General features: G+C 60.4%; 26 protein-coding genes. 16 read left to right on the top strand and 10 right to left on the bottom strand.

The window, feature by feature from the left end; all coding sequences use genetic code 11:
• Positions 1-6: 6 nt before the first annotated feature.
• Entirely contained in the window at positions 7-1,011 is a 1,005-nt protein-coding gene (locus UB23_RS13575; protein WP_007913665.1) for an aspartate carbamoyltransferase catalytic subunit, read from the top strand.
• Positions 1,008-2,279, top strand: coding sequence for a dihydroorotase (locus tag UB23_RS13570; RefSeq protein WP_045059830.1), 1,272 nt, complete (start codon positions 1,008-1,010; stop codon positions 2,277-2,279). Before UB23_RS13575 ends, UB23_RS13570 begins: the two co-directional genes overlap by 4 nt.
• Before the next feature lie 91 nt (positions 2,280-2,370).
• Here the strand turns inward: UB23_RS13570 and UB23_RS13565 are convergent, their stop codons facing one another.
• Positions 2,371-2,790 carry an NINE protein gene (locus tag UB23_RS13565; RefSeq protein ID WP_045059829.1) on the bottom strand — a complete coding sequence of 140 codons (420 nt, stop codon included), beginning with the start codon at positions 2,788-2,790 and terminating at the stop codon, positions 2,371-2,373.
• Between the two features lie 250 nt (positions 2,791-3,040).
• On the opposite strand from UB23_RS13565, the gene UB23_RS13560 reads away from it, so the two are divergent.
• Entirely contained in the window at positions 3,041-3,649 is a 609-nt protein-coding gene (locus UB23_RS13560) for a C40 family peptidase (protein WP_045059828.1), read from the top strand.
• Positions 3,650-3,780: 131 nt separating this feature from the next.
• Here the strand turns inward: UB23_RS13560 and UB23_RS13555 are convergent, their stop codons facing one another.
• Positions 3,781-4,815 (bottom strand): type IV pilus twitching motility protein PilT, encoded by a 1,035-nt coding sequence (locus tag UB23_RS13555; RefSeq protein ID WP_045059827.1) that lies wholly within the window; start codon positions 4,813-4,815, stop codon positions 3,781-3,783.
• Between the two features lie 57 nt (positions 4,816-4,872).
• Here UB23_RS13555 and UB23_RS13550 point away from each other — a divergent pair, with 57 nt between their 5' ends.
• The 9 genes from UB23_RS13550 to UB23_RS13510 all read left to right on the top strand — a co-directional run bounded on the left by UB23_RS13550 (position 4,873) and on the right by UB23_RS13510 (position 11,572).
• Positions 4,873-5,565, top strand: a complete 693-nt coding sequence (locus tag UB23_RS13550) for a YggS family pyridoxal phosphate-dependent enzyme (RefSeq protein ID WP_045059826.1) — start codon at positions 4,873-4,875, stop codon at positions 5,563-5,565.
• A gap of 24 nt (positions 5,566-5,589) precedes the next feature.
• Positions 5,590-6,408: a pyrroline-5-carboxylate reductase gene (gene proC, locus UB23_RS13545; protein WP_045059825.1), complete on the top strand. Its 819-nt coding sequence runs from the start codon at positions 5,590-5,592 to the stop codon at positions 6,406-6,408.
• Positions 6,409-6,418: 10 nt separating this feature from the next.
• Positions 6,419-7,009: a YggT family protein gene (locus UB23_RS13540; RefSeq protein WP_045059824.1), complete on the top strand. Its 591-nt coding sequence runs from the start codon at positions 6,419-6,421 to the stop codon at positions 7,007-7,009.
• A gap of 193 nt (positions 7,010-7,202) precedes the next feature.
• Positions 7,203-8,342 carry a homoserine O-succinyltransferase MetX gene (gene metX, locus UB23_RS13535; protein ID WP_045059823.1) on the top strand — a complete coding sequence of 380 codons (1,140 nt, stop codon included), beginning with the start codon at positions 7,203-7,205 and terminating at the stop codon, positions 8,340-8,342.
• A gap of 7 nt (positions 8,343-8,349) precedes the next feature.
• On the top strand, positions 8,350-8,970 hold the full coding sequence (metW, locus tag UB23_RS13530; RefSeq protein WP_045059822.1) for a methionine biosynthesis protein MetW: 621 nt from the start codon (positions 8,350-8,352) through the stop codon (positions 8,968-8,970).
• A 26-nt stretch (positions 8,971-8,996) separates the two neighbouring features.
• Positions 8,997-9,431: a DUF4426 domain-containing protein gene (locus UB23_RS13525; protein WP_045059821.1), complete on the top strand. Its 435-nt coding sequence runs from the start codon at positions 8,997-8,999 to the stop codon at positions 9,429-9,431.
• On the top strand, positions 9,428-10,024 hold the full coding sequence (rdgB, locus tag UB23_RS13520) for an RdgB/HAM1 family non-canonical purine NTP pyrophosphatase (protein WP_045059820.1): 597 nt from the start codon (positions 9,428-9,430) through the stop codon (positions 10,022-10,024). Before UB23_RS13525 ends, rdgB begins: the two co-directional genes overlap by 4 nt.
• Positions 10,021-11,226 carry a radical SAM family heme chaperone HemW gene (gene hemW, locus UB23_RS13515; protein ID WP_045059819.1) on the top strand — a complete coding sequence of 402 codons (1,206 nt, stop codon included), beginning with the start codon at positions 10,021-10,023 and terminating at the stop codon, positions 11,224-11,226. The genes rdgB and hemW overlap by 4 nt, the downstream gene beginning before the upstream one ends.
• Before the next feature lie 22 nt (positions 11,227-11,248).
• The gene (locus tag UB23_RS13510) at positions 11,249-11,572 is read left to right on the top strand and encodes a DUF3392 domain-containing protein (RefSeq protein WP_017341283.1); all 324 of its coding nucleotides are present in this window, start codon (positions 11,249-11,251) and stop codon (positions 11,570-11,572) included.
• Between the two features lie 128 nt (positions 11,573-11,700).
• Here UB23_RS13510 and trmB read toward each other — a convergent pair whose 3' ends face one another.
• The 4 genes from trmB to UB23_RS13490 all read right to left on the bottom strand — a co-directional run bounded on the left by trmB (position 11,701) and on the right by UB23_RS13490 (position 14,048).
• Complete coding sequence (gene trmB, locus UB23_RS13505; protein WP_045059818.1) at positions 11,701-12,426, bottom strand: tRNA (guanosine(46)-N7)-methyltransferase TrmB; 726 nt, start codon at positions 12,424-12,426, stop codon at positions 11,701-11,703.
• A gap of 9 nt (positions 12,427-12,435) precedes the next feature.
• Positions 12,436-13,230 (bottom strand): thiazole synthase, encoded by a 795-nt coding sequence (locus UB23_RS13500; RefSeq protein WP_045059817.1) that lies wholly within the window; start codon positions 13,228-13,230, stop codon positions 12,436-12,438.
• Between the two features lie 60 nt (positions 13,231-13,290).
• Positions 13,291-13,491, bottom strand: coding sequence for a sulfur carrier protein ThiS (thiS, locus tag UB23_RS13495; protein WP_007897898.1), 201 nt, complete (start codon positions 13,489-13,491; stop codon positions 13,291-13,293).
• A 185-nt stretch (positions 13,492-13,676) separates the two neighbouring features.
• Entirely contained in the window at positions 13,677-14,048 is a 372-nt protein-coding gene (locus UB23_RS13490; RefSeq protein ID WP_045059816.1) for a DUF423 domain-containing protein, read from the bottom strand.
• Positions 14,049-14,121: 73 nt separating this feature from the next.
• Between UB23_RS13490 and mtgA the strand changes: the two genes are divergently transcribed.
• A complete protein-coding gene (gene mtgA, locus UB23_RS13485; protein ID WP_045059815.1) occupies positions 14,122-14,844 on the top strand; it encodes a monofunctional biosynthetic peptidoglycan transglycosylase in 723 nt (240 codons plus the stop codon).
• A gap of 152 nt (positions 14,845-14,996) precedes the next feature.
• On the opposite strand, the gene rpoH is transcribed toward mtgA, so the two are convergent.
• From rpoH to ftsY, 4 genes are all read right to left on the bottom strand, one after another.
• Positions 14,997-15,851, bottom strand: a complete 855-nt coding sequence (rpoH, locus tag UB23_RS13480) for an RNA polymerase sigma factor RpoH (protein WP_045059814.1) — start codon at positions 15,849-15,851, stop codon at positions 14,997-14,999.
• A 113-nt stretch (positions 15,852-15,964) separates the two neighbouring features.
• On the bottom strand, positions 15,965-16,987 hold the full coding sequence (gene ftsX / locus UB23_RS13475; RefSeq protein ID WP_045059813.1) for a permease-like cell division protein FtsX: 1,023 nt from the start codon (positions 16,985-16,987) through the stop codon (positions 15,965-15,967).
• A complete protein-coding gene (gene ftsE / locus UB23_RS13470) occupies positions 16,984-17,655 on the bottom strand; it encodes a cell division ATP-binding protein FtsE (protein WP_045059812.1) in 672 nt (223 codons plus the stop codon). The genes ftsX and ftsE overlap by 4 nt, the downstream gene beginning before the upstream one ends.
• The gene (ftsY, locus tag UB23_RS13465; RefSeq protein ID WP_045059811.1) at positions 17,652-19,163 is read right to left on the bottom strand and encodes a signal recognition particle-docking protein FtsY; all 1,512 of its coding nucleotides are present in this window, start codon (positions 19,161-19,163) and stop codon (positions 17,652-17,654) included. Before ftsY ends, ftsE begins: the two co-directional genes overlap by 4 nt.
• 343 nt (positions 19,164-19,506) lie before the next feature.
• Between ftsY and UB23_RS13460 the strand changes: the two genes are divergently transcribed.
• Genes UB23_RS13460 through rsmD form a run of 3 tightly spaced genes read left to right on the top strand, consistent with a single transcriptional unit; the run spans position 19,507 to position 22,959 of the window.
• Complete coding sequence (locus tag UB23_RS13460) at positions 19,507-20,862, top strand: M16 family metallopeptidase (RefSeq protein WP_045059810.1); 1,356 nt, start codon at positions 19,507-19,509, stop codon at positions 20,860-20,862.
• Positions 20,855-22,345 carry a M16 family metallopeptidase gene (locus UB23_RS13455; RefSeq protein ID WP_045059809.1) on the top strand — a complete coding sequence of 497 codons (1,491 nt, stop codon included), beginning with the start codon at positions 20,855-20,857 and terminating at the stop codon, positions 22,343-22,345. Before UB23_RS13460 ends, UB23_RS13455 begins: the two co-directional genes overlap by 8 nt.
• Positions 22,345-22,959, top strand: coding sequence for a 16S rRNA (guanine(966)-N(2))-methyltransferase RsmD (gene rsmD, locus UB23_RS13450; protein ID WP_045059808.1), 615 nt, complete (start codon positions 22,345-22,347; stop codon positions 22,957-22,959). Before UB23_RS13455 ends, rsmD begins: the two co-directional genes overlap by 1 nt.
• Positions 22,960-23,016 lie beyond the last annotated feature (57 nt).

Raw genomic sequence — 23,016 nt, 5'->3', positions numbered from 1 at the left:
CTCGCGATGACGCCTCTAGACACCAAGCGCCCGCTGCAGCTCAATGATCAGGGCCAGCTGCGCCACTTCCTCTCGCTCGACGGTTTGCGCCGCGAGCTGCTGACGGAAATCCTCGACACTGCCGACTCGTTCCTCGAAGTCGGCGCCCGGGCGGTGAAAAAAGTCCCGCTGCTGCGCGGCAAGACCGTGTGCAACGTGTTTTTCGAGAACTCTACCCGTACCCGCACCACCTTCGAACTGGCGGCCCAGCGCCTGTCGGCGGATGTCATCACCCTGAACGTGTCGACTTCCTCGGCGAGCAAGGGCGAAACGCTGCTCGACACCCTGCGCAACCTCGAAGCCATGGCCGCCGACATGTTCGTCGTGCGCCACGGTGACTCCGGCGCGGCGCACTTCATTGCCGAGCATGTCTGCCCGCAAGTGGCGATCATCAACGGCGGCGACGGCCGGCATGCGCACCCGACCCAGGGCATGCTCGACATGCTGACGATCCGTCGGCACAAGGGTGGTTTCGAAAACCTCTCGGTGGCCATTGTCGGCGACATCCTGCACTCGCGGGTCGCGCGCTCGAACATGCTGGCGCTCAAAACCCTCGGCTGCCCGGACATCCGCGTGATTGCGCCGAAGACCCTGCTGCCGATCGGCATCGAGCAATACGGCGTCAAGGTCTATACCGACATGACCGAAGGCCTGAAAGACGTCGACGTGGTGATCATGCTGCGCCTGCAGCGAGAACGCATGACTGGCGGCCTGCTGCCGAGCGAGGGCGAGTTCTACCGCCTGTTCGGCCTGACGACAGCACGCCTCGCCGGCGCCAAGCCCGATTGCATTGTCATGCACCCGGGACCGATCAATCGCGGGGTGGAAATCGAGTCCGCAGTGGCCGATGGTCCGCACTCGGTCATCCTCAATCAGGTGACCTACGGGATTGCCATTCGTATGGCCGTTTTGTCCATGGCCATGAGCGGACAAACCGCCCAGCGCCAATTCGAGCAGGAGAACGCCCAGTGAAGCTCAGCATTCTCGGCGCACGCGTCATCGACCCCGTCAGCGGGCGGGATCAAGTCACCGATATCCACATTGAAGCCTGCAAGATCGTCGCCCTCGGTGCCGCACCTGCCGGTTTCGTCGCAGTCGATACCATAGACGCCCAGGGCCTGGTGGCCGCTCCCGGCCTGGTCGACCTGAACGTTGCCCTGCGCGAGCCAGGCTATAGCCGCAAAGGCTCGATCATCAGCGAAACCCGCGCAGCGGCTGCGGGCGGCGTCACCAGCCTGTGCTGCCCACCGAAAACCAAACCGGTCCTGGACACCTCGGCCGTCGCCGAACTGATCCTCGACCGCGCCCGTGAGGCCGGCAACACCAAAGTCTTCCCGATCGGCGCCCTGAGCAAAGGCCTTGATGGCGAACAGCTTGCAGAGCTGGTCGCATTGCGCGATGCCGGTTGCGTGGCCTTCGGCAACGGTCTGGAGAGTTTCCGCAACACCCGCACCTTGTGCCGGGCACTGGAATATGCGGCAACGTTCGACCTGACGGTAATCTTCAACTCCCAGGATCATGACCTGGCTGAAGGCGGCCTGGCCCACGAAGGCCCGACCGCGAGCTTCCTAGGCTTGCCAGGCATTCCGGAAACCGCCGAAACCGTGGCCCTGGCCCGTGATCTGTTACTGGTCGAGCAAAGCGGCGTACGCGCGCACTTCAGCCAGCTCACCAGCGCCCGCGGCGTAGCCCTGATCGCCCAGGCCCAGGCCCGTGGTCTGCCGGTGACCGCCGATGTGGCCCTGTATCAGTTGATCCTGACGGATGAAGCGCTGATCGACTTCAGCAGCCTCTATCACGTCCAGCCGCCGCTGCGCACCCGCGCTGACCGCGACGGCCTGCGTGAGGCGGTGAAGTCTGGCGTGGTGTCGGCCATCTCCAGCCACCACCAGCCCCACGAGCGCGATGCCAAACTGGCGCCGTTCGGCGCGACCGAACCAGGCATCAGCAGCGTCGAGTTACTGCTGCCGCTGGCCATGACGTTGGTGGAGGATGGATTGCTCGACCTGCCGACACTGCTGGCGCGACTGAGCGCCGGGCCCGCCGAAGCGTTGCGCCTGCCGGCAGGCAAGCTGGCGGTGGGAGGTGCGGCGGATATCGTGCTGTTCGATCCGGCGGCTTCGACCGTAGCCGGTGAAAATTGGCTGTCCAAGGGCGAGAACTGCCCGTTCATTGGCCACAGCCTGCCGAGTGTGGTGCGGTACACCCTGGTGGATGGACGGATCAGCCACCAGGCCTGAAAACCAAAAGATCGCAGCCTGCGGCAGCTCCTAAAGGGAAACGCATATCCCTGTGCAGGAGCTGGCGAAGCCTGCGATCTTTTGATCTTGCTTAACGGCTCTGCGCGTTACGCACGGAAACCTGGTCATTCAACGTCCAGAAGTCATACAGCACCCCCAGGAAGAACAACCCACCCGTGACCAGGTACAGCAACCCGCTGATCCATTTCCCCTGGTACATGCGGTGTACACCGAACACTCCGAGGAAGGTCAGCAGAATCCACGCGACGTTGTATTCGATCGGCCCAGCGGTAAAGCGCAGGTCCGCCTCGCGATCCATGGCCGGGATCAGGAACACGTCGATCAGCCAGCCGATACCCAGCAAACCGAAGGTGAAAAACCAGATCGTCCCGGTCACCGGCTTGCCGTAATAAAAGCGGTGAGCACCGGTAAATCCGAGGATCCACAGCAGGTAGCCAATGAGCTTGCTATGGGTGTCCTGATGCGGAACAGGGTGCTGATAGGTATTCATGAATGACCTCGATTCAGACGATAGATAAATATTCTTTAATTCTTTGTGACTTTTTTACGCGTGGCCGACAAATGGCAAATGTTATCCTTCTGTTCTCTAAAGTCTTGTCGCATAAGGCATTTGCCTGAAGACCCTCGTACATCTGTCGCCAATTTGGTTCCCTTGAGACTTTTGCGAATCGACCAACGGACCCGGAATGGACAAAAAAGCTGTTATAAAGTTGCGCGCTAACCAATATGAGCCCTGCCTAATGCGTCCAATTTTCAAGACATGGCTAACCATTTGCCTTTTGATGCCACTGGCCGCCCACGCCACCAATCGTGAGCAACGTCTTCCCAACGTTAATGGTTACACCCCGAAATCCCATGCTTCTGCTCCTTCGAGCAAAAGCAAAAAAACAGCTCCAACCCTGACCAGTAAAAGCAGCCTGGTTCCGCCAATGGCGAGCAAGGAAAGCAGCAACGTGCTGAGCCGTGCGGTGAATGTGCTCGGTACTCCTTATCGTTGGGGCGGTAGCAGCCCAAGTAAAGGGTTTGACTGCAGCGGCCTGGTGAAATACGCGTTCAACGACGCGACATTCGACCTGCCCCGCACGTCGAACGCCATGGCCAGTGGTCATGGCGAGAAAGTCGATCGCAAGGATCTGAAGCCTGGCGACCTGATTTTCTTCAACATCAAGAGCCGTCGGGTCAATCACGTCGCCATTTACCTGGGCAACGACCGCTTCATCCACGCACCGCGTCGTGGCAAGTCGGTGAGTATCGATACGCTGAAAAAACCGTATTGGGAAAAACACTACGTAGTGGCCAAGCGGGTACTGCCGAAAGAACAGAGCGCGTTGCGGGTTGTTCAGCGCTGATCTGAAGCCAAAACATCTTCGCCGGACATTACGGCCCTATCGCGAGCAGGCTCGCTCCCACGTTGGAATGCATTCCGCTGTGGGAGCGGGCCTGCTCGCGATGGCATACTTGAAAGCGCCACCAATCTCCCTCAGAAGTTATCCGGCAACCGCGCCTTCTCCCGCGCATGCTCGCGGCTGATCAGCCCTTTGTTGACCAGATCCTTCAAGCACATATCCAGCGTCTGCATCCCCAACGACGCGCCGGTCTGAATCGACGAATACATCTGCGCCACCTTGTCCTCACGGATCAGGTTACGGATCGCCGACGTTCCTATCATGATCTCGTGCGCGGCAACCCGGCCGCCACCGACTTTCTTGATCAGCGCCTGCGAGACCACGGCCAGCAGGGACTCGGAGAGCATCGAACGCACCATCGACTTCTCGTCTCCCGGAAACACGTCCACCACCCGGTCGATGGTTTTCGCCGCCGACGTGGTGTGCAGCGTGCCAAACACCAGATGCCCGGTTTCCGCCGCCGTCAAGGCCAGCCGAATAGTCTCCAGATCGCGCATTTCACCCACCAGAATCACGTCCGGGTCCTCGCGCAGGGCCGAGCGCAGGGCCGTGGCAAAGCTGCGGGTATCACGGTGAACTTCGCGCTGATTGATCAGGCATTTGCGTGATTCGTGAACGAATTCGATAGGGTCCTCAATGGTTAGGATATGGTGATGACGATGGTTGTTCAGGTAATCGATCATGGCCGCGAGGGTGGTCGACTTGCCGGAGCCGGTAGGCCCGGTCACCAACACCAGGCCGCGCGGGGCCTCGGTGATTTTGCGAAATACCTCCCCCATGCCCAGGTCATCCATGCTCAGGACTTTTGAGGGAATGGTACGAAAAACCGCACCAGCGCCGCGGTTCTGGTTGAAGACATTGACGCGAAAGCGCGCCACGCCGGGCACATCAAAGGAAAAGTCGGTCTCCAGATGCTTCTCGAAATCCACCCGCTGGGTGTCGTTCATGATCGCGTAGACGAGCTCCTGCACCTGTTTGTGGTCCAGGGCAGGCAAGTTGATGCGGCGTACATCGCCATCGACGCGAATCATCGGTGGCAGGCCGGCGGACAAGTGCAGGTCGGACGCGCCCTGTTTGGCGCTGAAGGCCAGCAGCTCAGTGATATCCATAGCGCTCCTCAATTCCAGTAGAATGCCGCCAACCTCAGAACCGCTGGCGCCTCTTGAATGTCCACGATAGCAGACAACATCGCACAGGTTAGTTCGCGCATCCATGCTGCGGCCCAAGCCGCTCACCGCGACGAGCACAGCGTGCAGTTGCTCGCCGTGAGCAAGACCAAGCCCGCCGAAGCGTTGCGCGAAGCACACGCCGCCGGGATCTGCGACTTCGGCGAGAACTATCTGCAGGAAGCCCTGGGCAAACAGCTCGAATTGGCCGACCTGCCCTTGATCTGGCACTTCATCGGCCCCATTCAATCGAACAAGACTCGCGCTATCGCCGAGCACTTCGCCTGGGTGCATTCCGTGGATCGCTTGAAAATCGCACAACGCCTGTCCGAGCAACGTCCCGCCGATTTGCCTCCACTGAATATCTGCATCCAGGTCAACGTCAGCGGTGAAGCCAGCAAATCCGGCTGCACCCCTGAAGATCTGCCGGCGCTGGCGCAAGCCATCAGCCAATTGCCGCGCATCCGCTTGCGCGGGCTGATGGCGATTCCCGAGCCAACTGAAGATCGCGCCGCCCAGGACGCCGCCTTTGCTGCCGTACAGCAACTGCAAGCCAGTTTGAACCTGCCGCTCGACACACTTTCCATGGGCATGAGCCACGACCTCGAGTCGGCCATCGCCATGGGCGCCACCTGGGTCCGTATCGGTACGGCCCTGTTTGGCGCCCGCGGCTCTCAACCAATGCAGCCTTGATGGCTCTCTTTGTAAGGACCTGACATGAGCAAGACTCGTATTGCCTTTATCGGTGCCGGCAACATGGCCGCCAGCCTGATCGGCGGCCTGCGCGCCAAAGGTCTGGAAGCCGAGCTGATCCGCGCCAGCGATCCGGGCGCTGAAACCCGCTCGAAAGTCGCCGCTGAACACGGCATTGCTGTATTTGCCGACAACGCCGAGGCGATCAAAGACGCCGAAGTGGTCGTCCTGGCGGTCAAACCCCAGGCGATGAAGGCCGTGTGCGAAGCGCTTCGCCCGAACCTGAAGCCGAACCAACTGGTGGTGTCCATCGCTGCCGGCATTACCTGCGCCAGCATGAACAACTGGCTCGGCGCACAGCCTATCGTGCGCTGCATGCCCAATACCCCGGCGCTGCTGCGCCAGGGTGTGAGCGGGTTGTTCGCTACGGCCGAAGTCAGCGCCGAGCAACGCCAGCAAGCCGAAGAGTTGCTGTCCGCCGTCGGCATCGCCCTGTGGCTTGACGAAGAACAGCAGCTGGACGCGGTCACTGCGGTGTCCGGCAGCGGCCCGGCGTACTTCTTTCTGCTGATTGAAGCGATGACCGCTGCCGGCGTGAAACTCGGCCTGCCAGCAGATATCGCCGCTCAACTGACCGTGCAAACGGCCTTGGGCGCTGCGCACATGGCGGTTGCCAGTGACGTCGACGCGGCTGAATTGCGTCGCCGCGTGACTTCCCCTGCAGGTACCACCGAAGCTGCAATCAAGTCGTTCCAGGCTGGCGGCTTTGAAGCGCTGGTAGAAAAAGCACTCGGCGCCGCTGCGCACCGCTCGGCCGAAATGGCCGAACAATTGGGTCAATAAGGAGCCTTACATGATTGGATTGAACACTGCAGCGGTCTACGTGCTGCAAACCCTCGGCAGCCTGTATCTGCTGATCGTACTGTTGCGTTTCGTGCTGCAACTGGTGCGGGCGAACTTCTATAACCCGCTCTGCCAATTCGCGGTAAAAGCCACCCAACCGCTGCTCAAGCCCCTGCGCCGGATTATCCCGAGCATGTTTGGCCTGGACATGTCGTCCCTGGTGCTGGCGATCCTGGTGCAATTGGCACTGATGGCGCTGACACTGCTGCTGACCTACGGCACGACCGGCAACCCGCTGCAACTGCTGATCTGGTCGCTGATCGGCGTGACCGCGCTGTTCCTGAAGATTTTCTTCTTTGCCCTGATCATCAGTGTGATCCTGTCGTGGGTTGCACCGGGTAGCCACAACCCTGGCGCCGAGCTGGTCAACCAGATCTGCGAACCGGCCCTTGCACCGTTCCGCAAGATCCTGCCAAACCTCGGCGGCCTGGATATCTCGCCGATCCTCGCCTTCATGGTGTTGAAGCTGATCGACATGCTGGTCATCAACAACCTGGCCGAGATGACGATGATGCCGCAGATCCTGCGCTTGCTCATCTAACTCCCAGGCTCACTGCAGTATCGTTCTTCGCGAGCAAGCCCGCTCCCACAGGTAAAGTGCAGACTTGTTGGAGCAAGGCTTGCCCGCGATGGCAACGCCTCGGTATGACAAGTAACAAACAGCCCCGGCCTTTGCTTGCCGCTAACCCCACCGGTCTTTAGACTTACGCCTCATTTCAACGAGAGCAGGGTCGATGCCAACTGCCTTTCCCGCCGATTCTGTTGGCCTGGTGACGCCGCAAGTGGCGCACTTCAGTGAACCTCTGGCCCTGGCCTGTGGCCGTTCGCTTCCAGCCTATGACCTGATCTACGAAACCTACGGCACGCTGAACGCCACGGCGAGTAACGCCGTGCTGATCTGCCACGCCTTGTCCGGCCACCACCACGCCGCCGGTTTCCACAGCCCCGACGACCGCAAACCCGGTTGGTGGGACAGCTGCATCGGCCCCGGCAAGCCCATTGATACGACTAAATTTTTTGTCGTCAGCCTGAACAACCTGGGCGGCTGCAATGGCTCCACCGGCCCGAGCAGCATCAACCCGGAGACCGGCAAGCCATTTGGAGCCGACTTCCCGGTGCTCACGGTAGAGGATTGGGTGCACAGCCAGGCACGCCTGGCGGACGTGCTCGGCATCAACCAATGGGCCGCCGTGATCGGCGGCAGCCTGGGCGGCATGCAGGCGATGCAATGGAGCATTACCTACCCCGATCGCATCCGGCACTGCCTGGCAATCGCCTCGGCCCCCAAGTTGTCGGCACAGAACATCGCGTTCAACGAAGTGGCGCGCCAGGCTATCCTGACCGACCCCGAATTCCACGGTGGCTCGTTCCAGGAAGCAGGCGTAATCCCCAAGCGCGGCTTGATGCTGGCACGGATGGTCGGGCACATCACTTATCTTTCCGATGACTCCATGGGCGAGAAATTCGGCCGCGGCCTGAAAAGTGAAAAGCTCAACTACGACTTCCACAGCGTCGAGTTCCAGGTTGAAAGCTACTTGCGTTACCAGGGGGAGGAGTTTTCCGGCCGCTTCGACGCCAACACCTATCTGTTGATGACCAAGGCGCTGGACTACTTCGATCCTGCGGCGAATTTCGACGACGACCTGGCGAAAACCTTCGCCAACGCCCAGGCCAAATTCTGCGTGATGTCGTTCACCACCGACTGGCGCTTCTCCCCTGCCCGCTCGCGGGAGCTGGTGGATGCGCTGATGGCCGCCAAGAAAGACGTGTGCTACCTCGAGATCGACGCTCCGCAAGGCCACGACGCCTTCCTGATTCCGATTCCGCGTTACCTGCAGGCGTTCAGCAACTACATGAACCGAATTTCGCTTTGAGGACATCATGAGAGCCGATCTGGAAATCATCCAGGAATGGATCCCCGCCGGCAGCCGCGTACTCGACCTGGGTTGCGGCGACGGTGAACTGCTGACCTGGCTGCGCGACAACAAGCAGGTGACCGGCTACGGGCTGGAAAACGACCCGGACAATATTGCCGAATGCGTCGCCAAAGGCATCAACGTCATCGAGCAGGACCTGGACAAGGGCCTGGGCAACTTCGCCAGCAACAGTTTCGACATCGTGGTCATGACCCAGGCGTTGCAGGCGGTGCACTACCCGGACCGAATCCTCGACGAGATGCTGCGGGTCGGTCGCCAGTGCATCATCACCTTCCCGAATTTCGGCCACTGGCGCTGCCGCTGGTACCTCGCGAGCAAGGGGCGGATGCCCGTTTCCGATTTCCTGCCATACACTTGGTACAACACGCCGAACATCCACTTCTGCACTTTCGGCGACTTTGAAGAGTTGTGTCGCGAACGTGAAGCCAAGGTCATTGATCGGCTGGCTGTCGATCAACAGCATCGCCACGGGTGGGCCAGCAAGCTATGGCCTAATCTATTAGGTGAAATCGGCATCTACCGCGTCAGCAGCCCCGGCCTGCAGGATCACAAGATCGCGGTGTGAAACACGACATTTCGAGGAGAACCAACATGGGTCGTCTAGCGCTGTTTCTATTTACTGCCTGCCTGAGCGTGACCGCCATGGCCGCCGATGCCATCAAGGGTGAACGCCAGGAAAAATTCGGTGACGTGACGGTGCATTACAACACCTTCAATTCCACCTTCCTGACGCCGGACATTGCCAAAGCCGCGGAACTGACCCGCAGCAAGAACCAGGGCGTGATCAACATTTCGGTGCTCAAGGACGGCAAGCCGCTGATGGCCCAGGTCAGCGGCACCATCAAGGACCTGACCAGCCAGAGCGTAAAGCTCAACTTCCGCCAGATCACCGAACAGGGTGCGATTTACTATATCGCCCAATACCCGGTCGATCAGCAGGAGACCCGCACCTTTAATATTCAGGTGCAGACTGGCGATAAAATCAACACCATCAATTTCAACCAAGAGCTTTTCCCCGGCCAATGATGAACTTCACCCAACTCGTACTGGCCAGCCACAACGCCGGCAAACTCAAGGAACTCCAGGCCATGCTCGGCGATTCGGTGCAATTGCGCTCGATCGGCGAATTCAGCACTGTCGAGCCTGAAGAAACCGGCCTGTCGTTTGTCGAGAATGCCATTCTCAAGGCCCGCAACGCCGCGCGCATCTCCGGCCTGCCGGCACTGGCCGATGATTCGGGCCTGGCAGTGGACTTCCTCGGTGGCGCACCGGGCATCTATTCGGCCCGTTACGCTGATGGCCAAGGCGATGCGGCGAACAACGCCAAGCTGCTCGACGCCTTGAAAGACGTACCTGAAACCGAGCGCGGCGCGCAATTCGTCTGTGTACTGGCCCTGGTGCGGCACGCCGATGATCCGCTGCCGATACTCTGCGAAGGCTTGTGGCAAGGGCGCATCCTGACCCAGGCCAGTGGCGAGCATGGTTTTGGCTATGATCCGCTGTTCTGGGTGCCGGAACGCGACTGCTCCAGCGCAGAGCTGAGCCCTGGCGACAAGAACCTGATCAGCCACCGCGCCCGTGCAATGGAACTGCTGCGCCTGCGTCTGGGCTTGAAATGACCCACGACTCCTCCGCATCGCCGCTGATTTACGGCGGCGCTGCACAACCGCCTCGGGCAGCGCTTGCCGTACTGCCGCCCCTGGCGCTGTACATCCACATCCCGTGGTGTGTACGCAAATGCCCTTATTGCGACTTCAATTCCCACACGGCCAGCCCGGTGCTGCCGGAAGAGGAATACGTCGATGCCTTGCTGGCCGATCTCGATCAGGATCTGCACGCGGTGTATGGCCGCGAGCTGAGTTCGATCTTCTTTGGCGGTGGCACGCCGAGCCTGTTCAGCGCTGCGGCCCTGGGCCGACTGCTCAAGGGCGTCGAGCAGCGCATAACGTTCGCCGCAGACATCGAAATCACCCTGGAAGCCAATCCCGGGACCTTCGAGCAGGAAAAGTTCATGGCTTACCGCGCGCTGGGCATCAATCGCCTGTCGATCGGCGTCCAGAGCTTCCAGGAAGAGAAACTCAAGGCCCTGGGCCGCATTCATAACGGTGACGAAGCCCTCCGTGCTGCCGGCATGGCGCGTCAGGCCGGGTTCGACAACTTCAACCTGGACCTGATGCACGGCTTGCCCGATCAGTCCCTGGACGATGCGTTGAGTGACCTGCGCCAGGCCATCGCCCTTAAGCCTACTCACCTGTCCTGGTACCAACTGACCCTGGAACCGAACACGGTGTTCTGGAACCAGCCGCCGACGCTGCCGGAAGACGACACACTGTGGGACATTCAGGAAGCCGGCCAGGCGTTGCTCGCCGAGCACGGTTACGCGCAATACGAAGTCTCGGCGTATGCCCAACCCGGGCGCCCGGCGCGGCACAATCTCAATTACTGGAGCTTCGGTGACTTCATCGGCATCGGCGCCGGCGCTCACGGCAAGCTCAGTCATCCGGACGGGCGCATCGTGCGCACCTGGAAGACGCGCCTGCCGAAGGACTACCTGAACCCGGCGAAAAGCTTCAAGGCGGGCGAGAAAGCGCTGACCAATGAAGAAATGCCGTTCGAGTTCCTGATGAACGCCTTGCGCCTCACCGAAGGCGTCGAATCGCGGCTGTACCAGGAGCGTACCGGCCTGAGTCTGGAAAGCTTCGCCGAAGGCCGCCTCGAGGCCGAACAAAGCGGCTTGTTGCAGGTCGAACCGTCACGTCTGGCGGCCACCGAGCGCGGGCAACTGTTCCTCAATGACTTGCTGCAGAAATTTCTGAGCTGATTTCAGCCTTAAGGGAAAACGAATGGATTTGATACTCGACCTGCTCGCCACCGTCTCCCGCTGGAGCCGCAGCAACCTGTCGGAGATCTCTCTGGCGCTGGTGGGCTGTTTGCTGGTGCTGTTTGGCGCGGACATCAAGGGCTGGGTCGACCAACGCCTGGGCAGCATCGCCGGCGCCTTGCGCGTCCCGCTGATGGCCTTGGTGTGCATGGTCGGCAGCGGCCTCGCGCTGATCTACGCCACGCCGTGGATCATCAAAGGCCTGAGCCAGTTCAACAACTACAGCCTGGCGCCGGTGTTGTTGGTGGTGTTGGTGCTCATCGGCGTAGTGGCCGACCGCCGCTGAATTTGAGCACATACAAAACATTGTGGGAGCGGGCTTGCCCGCGATGAGGCCGTAACATTCAACATCCACGTTGACTGTCAGACCACTGTCGCGGGCAAGCCCGCTCCCACAGGTTTTTGTATTACCGTTCAGGACTGCTTTTCGAACTTCAGATCCCACACGCCATGCCCAAGACGTTCGCCACGGCGTTCGAACTTGGTGATCGGCCGCTCGGCCGGGCGCGGTACGCACTTACCGTCTTCGGCCAGGTTGCGATAACCCGGCGCGACGTTCATCACTTCCAGCATGTACTCGGCGTACGGCTCCCAGTCCGTGGCCATGTGCAGCACGCCGCCGACCTTCAACTTGCTACGCACCAGCTCAGCGAACGACGCCTGAACGATGCGACGCTTGTGGTGACGACTCTTGTGCCATGGATCAGGGAAAAACAGCATCAGGCGATCGAGACTGTTATCCGCCACGCAGCGGTTGAGCACTTCGATCGCATCGCAATCGTAGACTCGAAGGTTGGTCAGGCCCTGGGTCAGCACGCCATTGAGTAGCGCGCCAACACCCGGACGGTGCACCTCAACGCCAATGAAATCCTGCTCCGGCGAAGCCGCAGCCATTTCCAGCAAGGAATGGCCCATGCCGAAGCCGATTTCCAGGGAGCGCGGCGCAGAGCGGCCAAACACTTGATCGAAGTCCACCGGCGCATCGGCGAGCGGCAGCACGAACAGTGGCGTGCCCTGCTCCAGGCCTTTCTGCTGGCCTTCGGTCATGCGCCCGGCGCGCATCACAAAACTCTTGATACGTCGGTGTTGGCGCTCTTCGCCTTCTTCCGGCTGGATAGGCGTTTCTTTTGATTCAGTCATCAATGGCTCTTACTTGATCAGACCATCCAGCGGCGAGGAGGCGCTGGCATAGAGTTTTTTCGGCATGCGACCGGCGAGGTAGGCCAGACGGCCCGCGACGATCGCATGTTTCATGGCTTCGGCCATCATGACCGGCTGCTGGGCATGGGCGATAGCCGAGTTCATCAGCACCGCCTCGCAGCCCAGTTCCATGGCAATCGTAGCGTCGGAAGCGGTACCCACACCAGCATCCACCAGTACGGGAATCTTGGCTTCTTCGAGGATGATCTGCAGGTTGTAAGGGTTGCAGATCCCCAGTCCCGTGCCGATCAGACCGGCCAGCGGCATCACCGCGATCACACCGATTTCCGCCAGCTGACGGGCAATGATCGGGTCATCGCTGGTGTAGACCATCACGTCAAAACCTTCCTTGACCAGCACTTCGGCAGCCTTCAGGGTTTCAATCACGTTGGGAAACAGGGTTTTCTGGTCCGCCAGCACTTCAAGCTTCACCAGGTTGTGGCCGCCCAGCAGCTCCCGGGCCAGCCGACAGGTGCGCACGGCCTCGGCGGCATCGAAGCAGCCTGCCGTGTTCGGCAGGAAGGTGTAGCGATCCGGCGACAGGACTTCAAGCAGGTTCGGTTCGCCCGGGTTCTGGCCGAGGTTGGTACGGCGCACGGCGAAGGTCACGATCTCGGCACCCGAGGCTTCGATGGCCAGGCGGGTTTCTTCTATGTCACGGTACTTGCCTGTGCCTACCAGCAAACGCGACTGGTAGGTACGACCGGCCAGGACGAAGGGCTTGTCGCTACGAACGATGCTCATGGGAAATCCTCTGTTGGGGTGAGGTTCTTGCAGAATTCTGTGCCCTTGCGGGCCGGGCGACTAGCCGCCGCCGATGGCGTGCACAACTTCGACTGAATCACCGTCGTTCAAGGTGGTTTCGGCATGCTGGCTGCGCGGGACGATGTCCAGATTGAGCTCGACCGCTACCCGGCGTCCGGTAAGTTCCAGACGGGTGAGCAGGGCCGCAACGGTTTCACCGTCGGGCAGTTCAAGGGATTCGCCGTTCAACTGAATGCGCATGCCGCAGGCCACCATCATTTTAAGGGGCTGGCATTCTAGCCCGATCAACCAGATCGACCCAAGCCATTCGTCTTGAAACGCAATCCTCCCGGTAGGAGCTGCCGCAGGCTGCGATCTTTTGATCTGGCTTTTTTGAAGATCAAAAGATCGCAGCCTGCGGCAGCTCCTACCGAGGTTTGGTTACCTCAGGCCAGGCGCCAGGCGGCAAGACCCAGGCAAAACCAGCCCACCAGAAACGCCAGCCCGCCAAACGGGGTGATGATCCCAAGTTTGCTGATGCCCGTCATGGTCAACACATACAGGCTGCCGGAAAACAGCAGGATGCCGATCGCAAACGAAGCACCTGCCCACGTGACCAGGCGTCCCTGCATTTGTGTGGCCAGCAGCGCCACGCCCAGCAACGCCAGGGTATGCACCAATTGATAAGTGACGCCGGTGTGGAATACCGCAAGGTATTCAGGCGTCAGGCGGCTCTTCAGGCCATGGGCAGCGAATGCGCCCAGGGCAACTCCGGTAAAGCCAAAAAAAGCGGCCAGCATCAGAAAGCCACGCAGCATGAGAACTCCAGTCAGACTCGATCAACAGGGTCTGTATAATGGCCCGCTCAACGGGTTCGGCCAAGCCATCTCTATGCTGCGTTTAATTGTACGAAGATTCACCAAGGCCGTGCTCTGGTTCGCGGGCGGCAGCGTATTGCTGGTGCTGATATTTCGCGTGGTGCCGCCTCCGGGAACGGCCTTGATGGTCGAGCGCAAGATCGAGTCATGGTTCGACGGCGAGCCCATTGACCTGCAACGCACCTGGAAACCCTGGGATGAGATCTCCGACGACCTCAAGCTTGCGGTGATTGCCGGTGAAGACCAGAAATTCCCGGAGCACTGGGGATTCGATTTTGGCGCGATTCAAAAAGCCCTGGCTCACAACGAGCTCGGCGGTTCGATTCGGGGCGCCAGCACCTTGAGCCAGCAGGTTTCGAAGAACCTGTTCTTGTGGTCCGGCCGCAGCTGGCTGCGCAAAGGCCTGGAAGCGTGGTTTACCGGGTTGATAGAAGTGCTCTGGCCCAAGCAGCGGATTCTTGAGGTTTACCTCAACAGTGTGGAGTGGGATGAGGGCGTGTTTGGCGCAGAGGCGGCAGCGCGGCACCACTTTGGTGTCAGCGCAAAAGGGCTCAGTCGTCAGCAATCCAGCCTGCTGGCGGCGGTCCTGCCAAACCCGCGAGCCTGGAGCGCGAGCCATCCCACCAGCTATGTTGCGCGACGCGCAGGATGGGTTCGACAACAGATGAGCCAGCTGGGTGGCGACAGCTATCTGCTGGGCCTGAACGGCTCGCGTCGGCCGCCTTGGGCGCAATGAACGCCCAGAGCAAAAGATCGCAGCCTTCAGCAGCTTCCACAGGTCTACACATTTGTCCGTAGGAGCTGCCGAAGGCTGCGATCTTTTGATCTTATGAACAAAAACGCCCCGATCATCGCTGATCGGGGCGTTTTTCATCGCGTTCGCGAGAGTTACGCCGCGATAGACAACTTGAGCTTGTTCATCGCGCTCTTCTCAAGCTGACGAATACGCTCGGCCGACACGTTGTACTTCTGCGCCAGGTCATGCAGCGTGGCTTTCTCTTCAGCCAACCAGCGCTGATAGAGAATGTCACGACTGCGGTCGTCGAGCACTTCCAGCGCCTCGTGCAGGTTGTGGTTGGAGTTGTCACTCCAGTCAGCGTCTTCCAGTTGACGTGCCGGGTCGTACCGGTGGTCTTCCAGATAGTTGGCTGGCGACTGGAAAGCACTGTCGTCGTCTGCTTCGGCAGCCGGGTCGAAGGCCATGTCATGGCCGGTCAGGCGACTTTCCATCTCGCGCACTTCACGCGGTTCAACGCCGAGGCTTTCCGCCACGCGGTGAACTTCCTCGTTATTCAACCATGCCAGACGTTTCTTCTGGCCACGCAGGTTGAAGAACAGCTTGCGCTGGGCCTTGGTGGTCGCGACCTTCACGATGCGCCAGTTGCGCAGGATGAACTCGTGAATCTCAGCCTTGATCCAGTGCACGGCAAACGAAACCAGACGCACACCCATTTCCGGGTTGAAGCGCTTCACGGCCTTCATCAGGCCGACGTTGCCTTCCTGGATCAGGTCAGCCTGAGCCAGACCGTAGCCGGAATAGCTACGGGCAATGTGTACGACAAAACGCAGGTGGGCGAGCACCATCTGCCGAGCCGCCCCCAAATCCTGCTCATAATAGAGACTCTCGGCCAGTTCACGCTCCTGCTCCGGCGTCAGCAATGGAATGCTGTTCACCGTGTGCACATAGGCCTCCAGGTTCGCACCCGGGACCAGAGCATATGCAGGTTGCAAAGAATTGGTCATACGAAAAAACCTCCGTCTTACATAACTCGTGCAGTTCAGCACTGCGAAAATTGACCGGAAACCGAAGAATAAGTTCCCATAAACGCTGAAAGGTCAATACGAGCAAAATGATATTACTTCGGCGCAAGCTCCCGCAGGTGGCGTGCGACTGCAATCCATGCACCGATATACCCCAACAGCACCGCGCCAAGCAAGAGTGACAGACCATCGGCAACAGGTACCCCGGCCAAGGCGAAATCACTGCCGTACAAACCGGCCAGGCCGACCACCGCATCGTTCAGCCAGTCCAGGCCAAACGCCAACAAGCCCCACGAAAAAATCCCTGCACCGAAGCCATACAGCGCGCCCATGTACAGAAAGGGCCTGCGTACATAACTGTCAGTGCCGCCCACGAGTTTAATCACTTCTATCTCTGTGCGGCGGTTTTCAATATGAAGACGAATGGTATTGCCTATCACCAAAAGTAATGCAGAAACCAGCAGCACGGTCAGACCGAAGACAAAACGGTCGCCCAGCTTCAGGATCGCGGCCAAACGCTCGACCCAGACTAGATCAAGTTGCGCCTGCTGTACCTTGGGCAACTCGGAAAGTTTTTGTCTCAATGCTTCAAGAGCGGGCTTGTCGACCTCATTCGGAGTAACCAGTACCACGCCAGGCAGCGGGTTTTCCGGCAGCTCCTTGAGCGCGTCGCCCAAGCCGGACTGCTGCTGGAACTCTTCTAGCGCCTGGTCGCGGCCTACGTATTCAGCATCGGCGACGCCGGGGATAGCTTTTATCTGCTCACGCAATGCTTCCCCCTGCTCGGGGCTGGCGTCGAGTTGCAGGTAAAGGGAAATCTGCGCCGCACGCTGCCAGGAACCACCTAGACGCTCGACGTTACCGAGCAGAAGTGACAGCCCCATGGGCAGGCTCAGGGCGACCGCCATGACCATGCAGGTGAAGAAGCTGCCAATAGGCTGCTTGCCCAAACGACGCAGACTGTCCATCAGACTGGCCCGATGGCTTTCAATCCAGGCATGGAACAGCGTGGCAAAATCGGGGCCGTCATCGTCGTCGCGTTTTTTCTTCTGCGGCTGCGGATCGGCGGCCTTCGGGGCAACGCGCTCGGAAACCTTGGGGCTGCGAGTCGCACTCATACGCCGGCCTCCCCGTCACCGATCAATCGACCGCGCTGCAGGGTCAGCATGCGGTGACGCATGCGGGCGATCAATGCCAGGTCGTGACTGGCAATCAGCACGCTGGTACCGAGGCGATTGATGTCTTCAAATACCCCCATGATCTCTGCCGCCAGGCGCGGGTCGAGGTTACCGGTGGGTTCATCCGCCAGCAGCAAAGCCGGACGATGGACGATGGCCCGGGCAATGCCGACGCGCTGTTGTTGACCGGTGGAGAGGTCGCCCGGGTACAGGTCGGTCTTGTCGGAAAGCGCCACACGCTCAAGGGCGGAGTCGACGCGCTTGACGATCTCGGCCTTCGACAAGCCGAGGATCTGCAGCGGCAAGGCAATGTTGTTGAACACCGTGCGATCGAACAGCAGCTGGTGATTCTGGAACACCACCCCGATCTGACGCCGCAGAAAGGGGATCTGCGCATTGCTGATGGTGGCCAGGTCCTGCCCGGCCAGCAGCAACTTGCCGGTAGTCGGGCGCTCCATGGCCAACAACAGCCGCAACAATGTACTTTTACCGGCGCCGGAATGCCCGGTTACAAACAGGAACTCGCCCCGACGGACCCGAAAGCTCAGCTCGTGCAAGCCGACGTGACCGTTCGGATAGCGTTTACCGACCTGTTCGAAACGAATCATGAACGCTCCCGCTCGGCAAACAATGCCTGGACAAAGGGTTCTGCTTCAAAAGTACGCAAGTCATCGATGCCTTCGCCGACGCCAATGTAGCGAATAGGCAAGCCGAACTGCTTGGCCAGGGCGAAAATCACCCCGCCCTTGGCCGTGCCATCGAGCTTGGTCAGCGCCAGCCCGGTCAATTCAACGGTCTGGTTGAATTGCTTGGCCTGGTTGATGGCGTTCTGGCCGGTCCCCGCGTCGAGCACCAGCAACACTTCGTGCGGCGCGTCCGCATCGAGCTTGCTGATCACCCGGCGAACCTTCTTCAGTTCTTCCATCAGGTTGTCTTTGGTATGCAGGCGCCCGGCCGTATCGGCTATCAATACATCGATGCCCCGGGCCTTCGCGGCCTGCACGGCGTCAAAGATAACCGATGCCGAGTCGGCGCCAGTGTGTTGGGCGATCACCGGGATCTTGTTGCGCTCGCCCCAGACCTGCAACTGCTCGACCGCAGCGGCGCGGAAGGTGTCACCGGCGGCCAGCATGACTTTCTTGCCTTCGAGCTGCAGCTTTTTGGCCAGCTTGCCAATGGTGGTGGTCTTGCCGGCGCCGTTGACGCCGACGACCAGAATGACAAACGGTTTGCTCTGCGAGGTGATTTTCAGCGGCTGCTCAACCGGCTTGAGCATCGCGGCCAACTCCGCCTGCAGCGATTTATACAGCGCAGCCGCATCGGCCAGCTCCTTGCGCGCGACCTTCTGGGTCAGGCGCTGGATGATCACCGAGGTAGCTTCGACGCCGACATCGGCTGTCAGCAGGCGGGTTTCGATGTCTTCGAGCAATTCGTCATCGATGAACTTCTTGCCCAGGAACAGGCTGGCCATGCCCTCGCCAATGCTGGCGCTAGTCTTGGACAAGCCCTGTTTGAGCCGGGCGAAGAAGCCCGCCTTGGATTCTTCGGTACGCACAGGCTCTGCAACAGGCTCAATGACGGCAACCGACGTCTCGACCACTGGCGCTGGTGCTGGCACCGCAGCTGGCGCTGGAACTGGAACTGGAACTGGAACTGGAACTGGAACTGGAACTGGAACTGCAACAGGCTCAGGCTCAGTCAGCACCACGGGGGCGACAGGCGGCTCCACAAACACTGCCTGAGCGGGCTCCGGCGCGACAACCGTCGGTGCCGGGATTGGCGGCGGCAGGTGCGGCGCCAGTTCATCCTCGACCAACGCCACCGGTTCTTCCGCGACGGGCAATTTTAACCAGGGTTCGGCGACCGGAACCGGAGTCGAGGGTTGCTCAGCCACGACTTCAGGTTCAGGCTCGACGATCGGCCGCAGCACCGGCTCGGCGATCGGCAGGACAATCGGCGAGGGCTCCTCATCCAGTACCGGCGCTGGAGCCGGCTCATTAAGTGGCTGTGGCTGTTCGACGACGGTTTCCTGCGGCTTTTTGCGCAGCCATCCGAACAGGCCTTTCTTCTCGCCAGCCGCAGCTGGGGTCTTCTTGTCGTCGTTGGAACCAAACATGGAGGACGGCTATCTCACGGTAGCGACGCGCCCACAGGCGCCTCGGCAAATAAATATTCAATGCTGAACAGACTGCAATAGATCGAGCTTGTTCACGCGCAACATTTTGTAGAGGTGTACGAGACACCTCAGGAAAACGATTTAACACAGGACTGATGCGGCAAAATCGGCGAAAAAGCAGAACTCTGCCAGTAAATGCCGAATTCCCGTCGCGAACCCATACAACCTGATCAAGCATCAAGGCTTGATAGGCGTGGCCGCCGCTAAAACGGATCAGTATCCTAGCACCCTCTCGCCCGCCGACGCTAAGACCAAGCGGGCCGCCCAACAGGTTTAAAAACGAATGAATGCTCTTGCCCGCCGCGCTGCAGGCCTGCTGCTCAGCACAGTTTGTCTGCCACTCTCAGCCTTGGCTGCCGATCCCCAACCCACCCACGAATTCACCCTGGACAACGGCCTCAAGGTCGTAGTGCGCGAAGACCATCGAGCGCCGGTGGTCGTTTCCCAGGTCTGGTACAAGGTCGGCTCCAGCTACGAGACCCCAGGCCAGACTGGCTTGTCCCATGCACTGGAACACATGATGTTCAAGGGCAGCGAAAAAATCGGCCCCGGTGAAGCCTCGTTGATCCTGCGCGACCTGGGCGCTGAAGAGAACGCATTCACCAGCGACGATTTCACAGCCTATTACCAGGTGCTGGCCCGTGATCGCCTCGGCGTCGCCTTCGAGCTTGAAGCCGACCGCATGGCCAGCCTGCGCCTGCCACCCGACGAGTTCGCCCGTGAAATCGAAGTCATCAAGGAAGAGCGCCGCTTGCGCACTGATGACAAGCCCATGTCCAAGGCCTATGAGCGCTTCAAGGCCATGGCCTACCCGGCCAGCGGCTACCACACGCCGACCATCGGCTGGATGGCCGACCTGGACCGCATGAAGGTCGAGGAGCTGCGCCATTGGTACCAATCCTGGTACGTGCCGAACAATGCCACCCTGGTGGTGGTCGGCGACGTCACTCCAGACGAGGTCAAGACCCTGGCCCAGCGCTATTTCGGCCCGATCCCCAAGCGTGACGTGCCTTCAGCCAAGCAGCCTCTGGAACTGGCCGAGCCCGGTGAACGGAAGATTACCCTGCACGTGCAGACCCAATTACCGAGCCTGATGCTGGGCTTCAATGTGCCGAGCATCGCCACGGCTGAAGACAAGCGCTCGGTCAACGCGCTGCGCCTCATCTCGGCCCTGCTGGACGGCGGCTACAGCGGCCGCATCCCGACCCAACTGGAACGCGGTGAAGAACTGGTGTCCGGCGGTTCGTCGAGCTATGACGCCTACACCCGTGGCGACAGCCTGTTCACCTTGTCGGCGACCCCCAACACCCAGAAAAACAAAACCATCGCCCAGGCCGAGGCCGGCTTGTGGAAACTGCTCGACCAGTTGAAAACCACCGCACCTGCCACTGAAGAGCTGGAGCGGGTGCGCGCACAGGTCATCGCCGGCCTGGTCTACGAGCGCGACTCGATAACCAGCCAGGCCACCTCCATTGGCCAGCTGGAAACGGTAGGCCTGTCGTGGAAACTGATGGACACCGAACTCGCCGACCTGGAAAGCGTGACCCCGCAAGACATCCAGAAGGCCGCCAAGCTGTATTTCACCCGCGAACGTCTCAGCGTCGCCCACGTACTGCCACAGGAGACGACTCATGAGTGAGCGTAAAAAACCGCGCCTGGCGCTGATCGGCCTCGTCGTTGTCGCGCTGATCGGCTCCGCGACCGTCTACCTGCTGCGGCCCGACGACTCGACAGCCAGCGAGGCCCTCGACAAGGCCAAGTCCAGCCAGAAGCTGCAATCCCTGGCCGAGCTCGATGGCAAGGCGCCGAGCCACCGCTCTCTGGATGTGCAGACCTGGAACACCGCCGAAGGCGCCAAAGTGCTGTTCGTCGAAGCTCGCGAGCTGCCGATGTTCGACCTGCGCCTGATTTTCGCCGCCGGCAGCAGTCAGGACGGCGACGCGCCCGGCCTCGCCCTGCTGACCAATGCCATGCTCAACGAAGGCGTTGCAGGCAAGGACGTCGGCGCTATCGCCCAGGGTTTTGAAGGCCTGGGCGCAGACTTTGGCAATGGTGCGTTCAAGGACATGGCGCTCGCCTCGCTGCGCAGCCTCAGCGCCGCGGATAAACGCGCGCCGGCCCTGGAACTGTTTTCCGAAGTGGTGGGCAAACCGACCTTTCCCGCCGACTCCTTTGCGCGCATCAAGAACCAGATGCTCGCCGGCTTCGAATACCAGAAGCAGAACCCCGGCAAACTTGCAGGCCTGGAGCTGATGACCCGTCTTTACGGCGACCACCCCTACGCCCACTCGAGCGACGGCACGGCGAAAACCGTTCCTGCAATTACCTTGGCGCAACTCAAGGCCTTCCATGAGAAAGCCTATGCCGCTGGCAACGTGGTCATTGCCCTGGTCGGAGACCTGTCTCGCGCCGATGCCGAGGCCATTGCCGCGCAAGTGTCCAGCGCCCTGCCAAAAGGCCCGGCACTGGCGAAAATCGCGCAACCGGTAGAGCCCCAGGCCAGCATCGGCCACATCGAGTTCCCATCCAAGCAGACCAACCTGATGCTCGCGCAGCTGGGCATCGACCGTGAAGATCCGGACTATGCCGCATTGTCCATGGGCAACCAGATTCTCGGCGGTGGCGGTTTTGGTACTCGGTTGATGACCGAAGTCCGGGAGAAACGCGGCCTGGCTTACGGCGTCTACTCCGGCTTCACGCCCATGCAGGCGCGCGGCCCATTCATGATCAACCTGCAGACCCGCGCCGAAATGAGCGAAGGAACCTTGAAACTGGTGCAGGATGTCCTCGCCGACTACCTCAAGACAGGTCCGACCCAGAAAGAACTCGACGACGCCAAGCGCGAACTGGCCGGAAGCTTCCCGCTGTCGACGGCCAGTAATGCCGATATAGTTGGCCAACTGGGCGCCATGGGGTTCTACAACCTGCCGCTGAGTTACCTGGACGATTTCATGCGCCAGTCGCAAAGCCTGACCGTCGAGCAGGTCAAGGCTGCATTGAACAAACACCTGAGCACGGACAAAATGGTCATCGTCAGCGCTGGCCCGACCGTGCCGCAAAAGCCGTTACCGGCCCCTACTGATAAACCTGCCGAGCAACCGCTCGGGGTTCCGGAGCATTAATGGCCAGTTCTCGCCCTAAAAAACCTGTTCACAACGTGCATAACGGCGTGAATCAATTGCGCATCATCGGCGGCGAATGGGGCAGCCGAAAGCTGAGCTTCCCCGACGCACCAGGCTTGCGCCCGACGCCGGACCGAGTGCGTGAAACCCTGTTCAACTGGCTCGCGCCTTACGTCGCCGGGGCGAAAGTGTTCGACCCCTTCGCCGGCAGCGGCGCGCTGTTCCTCGAGGCATTGTCCCGAGGCGCCGCCATGGGCCAGGCGCTCGACGCCAGCAACATTGCCGTGTCGAGCATCAAGGAGCACCTGGGCACGCTGCGTTGCACCACCGGGCAAATCCAGACGGCCGACGCCTTGCGTTACCTGGAAACCCAGGCCGCCGTGGCCTACGACCTGGTATTCCTCGACCCGCCGTTCAACCAGAACCTGTTGCCAACCGTGTGCACCCTGCTTGAAGAGCGCCAGTGGCTGGCCGACGAGGCCTGGATCTACACCGAGAGCGAAAACGCGCCATCGAGCCTTGGCTTGCCAGGCAACTGGCGCCTGCATCGGGAGCAGAAATCCGGGCGGGTGTACTACGCGTTGTGGCAACGTATGGCACAGATCGCGGGTTAATCGACCCGCCTGAAAAGGTGCCTGCCTCAATAGAGGCAAGCGCCGCCGCCTCGAGAG

It is taken from the genome of Pseudomonas sp. ES3-33 (assembly GCF_000952175.1).
In the GTDB taxonomy this organism is placed as follows: domain Bacteria; phylum Pseudomonadota; class Gammaproteobacteria; order Pseudomonadales; family Pseudomonadaceae; genus Aquipseudomonas; species Aquipseudomonas gregormendelii.
This window is presented reverse-complemented; position numbering and strand designations above follow the sequence as displayed.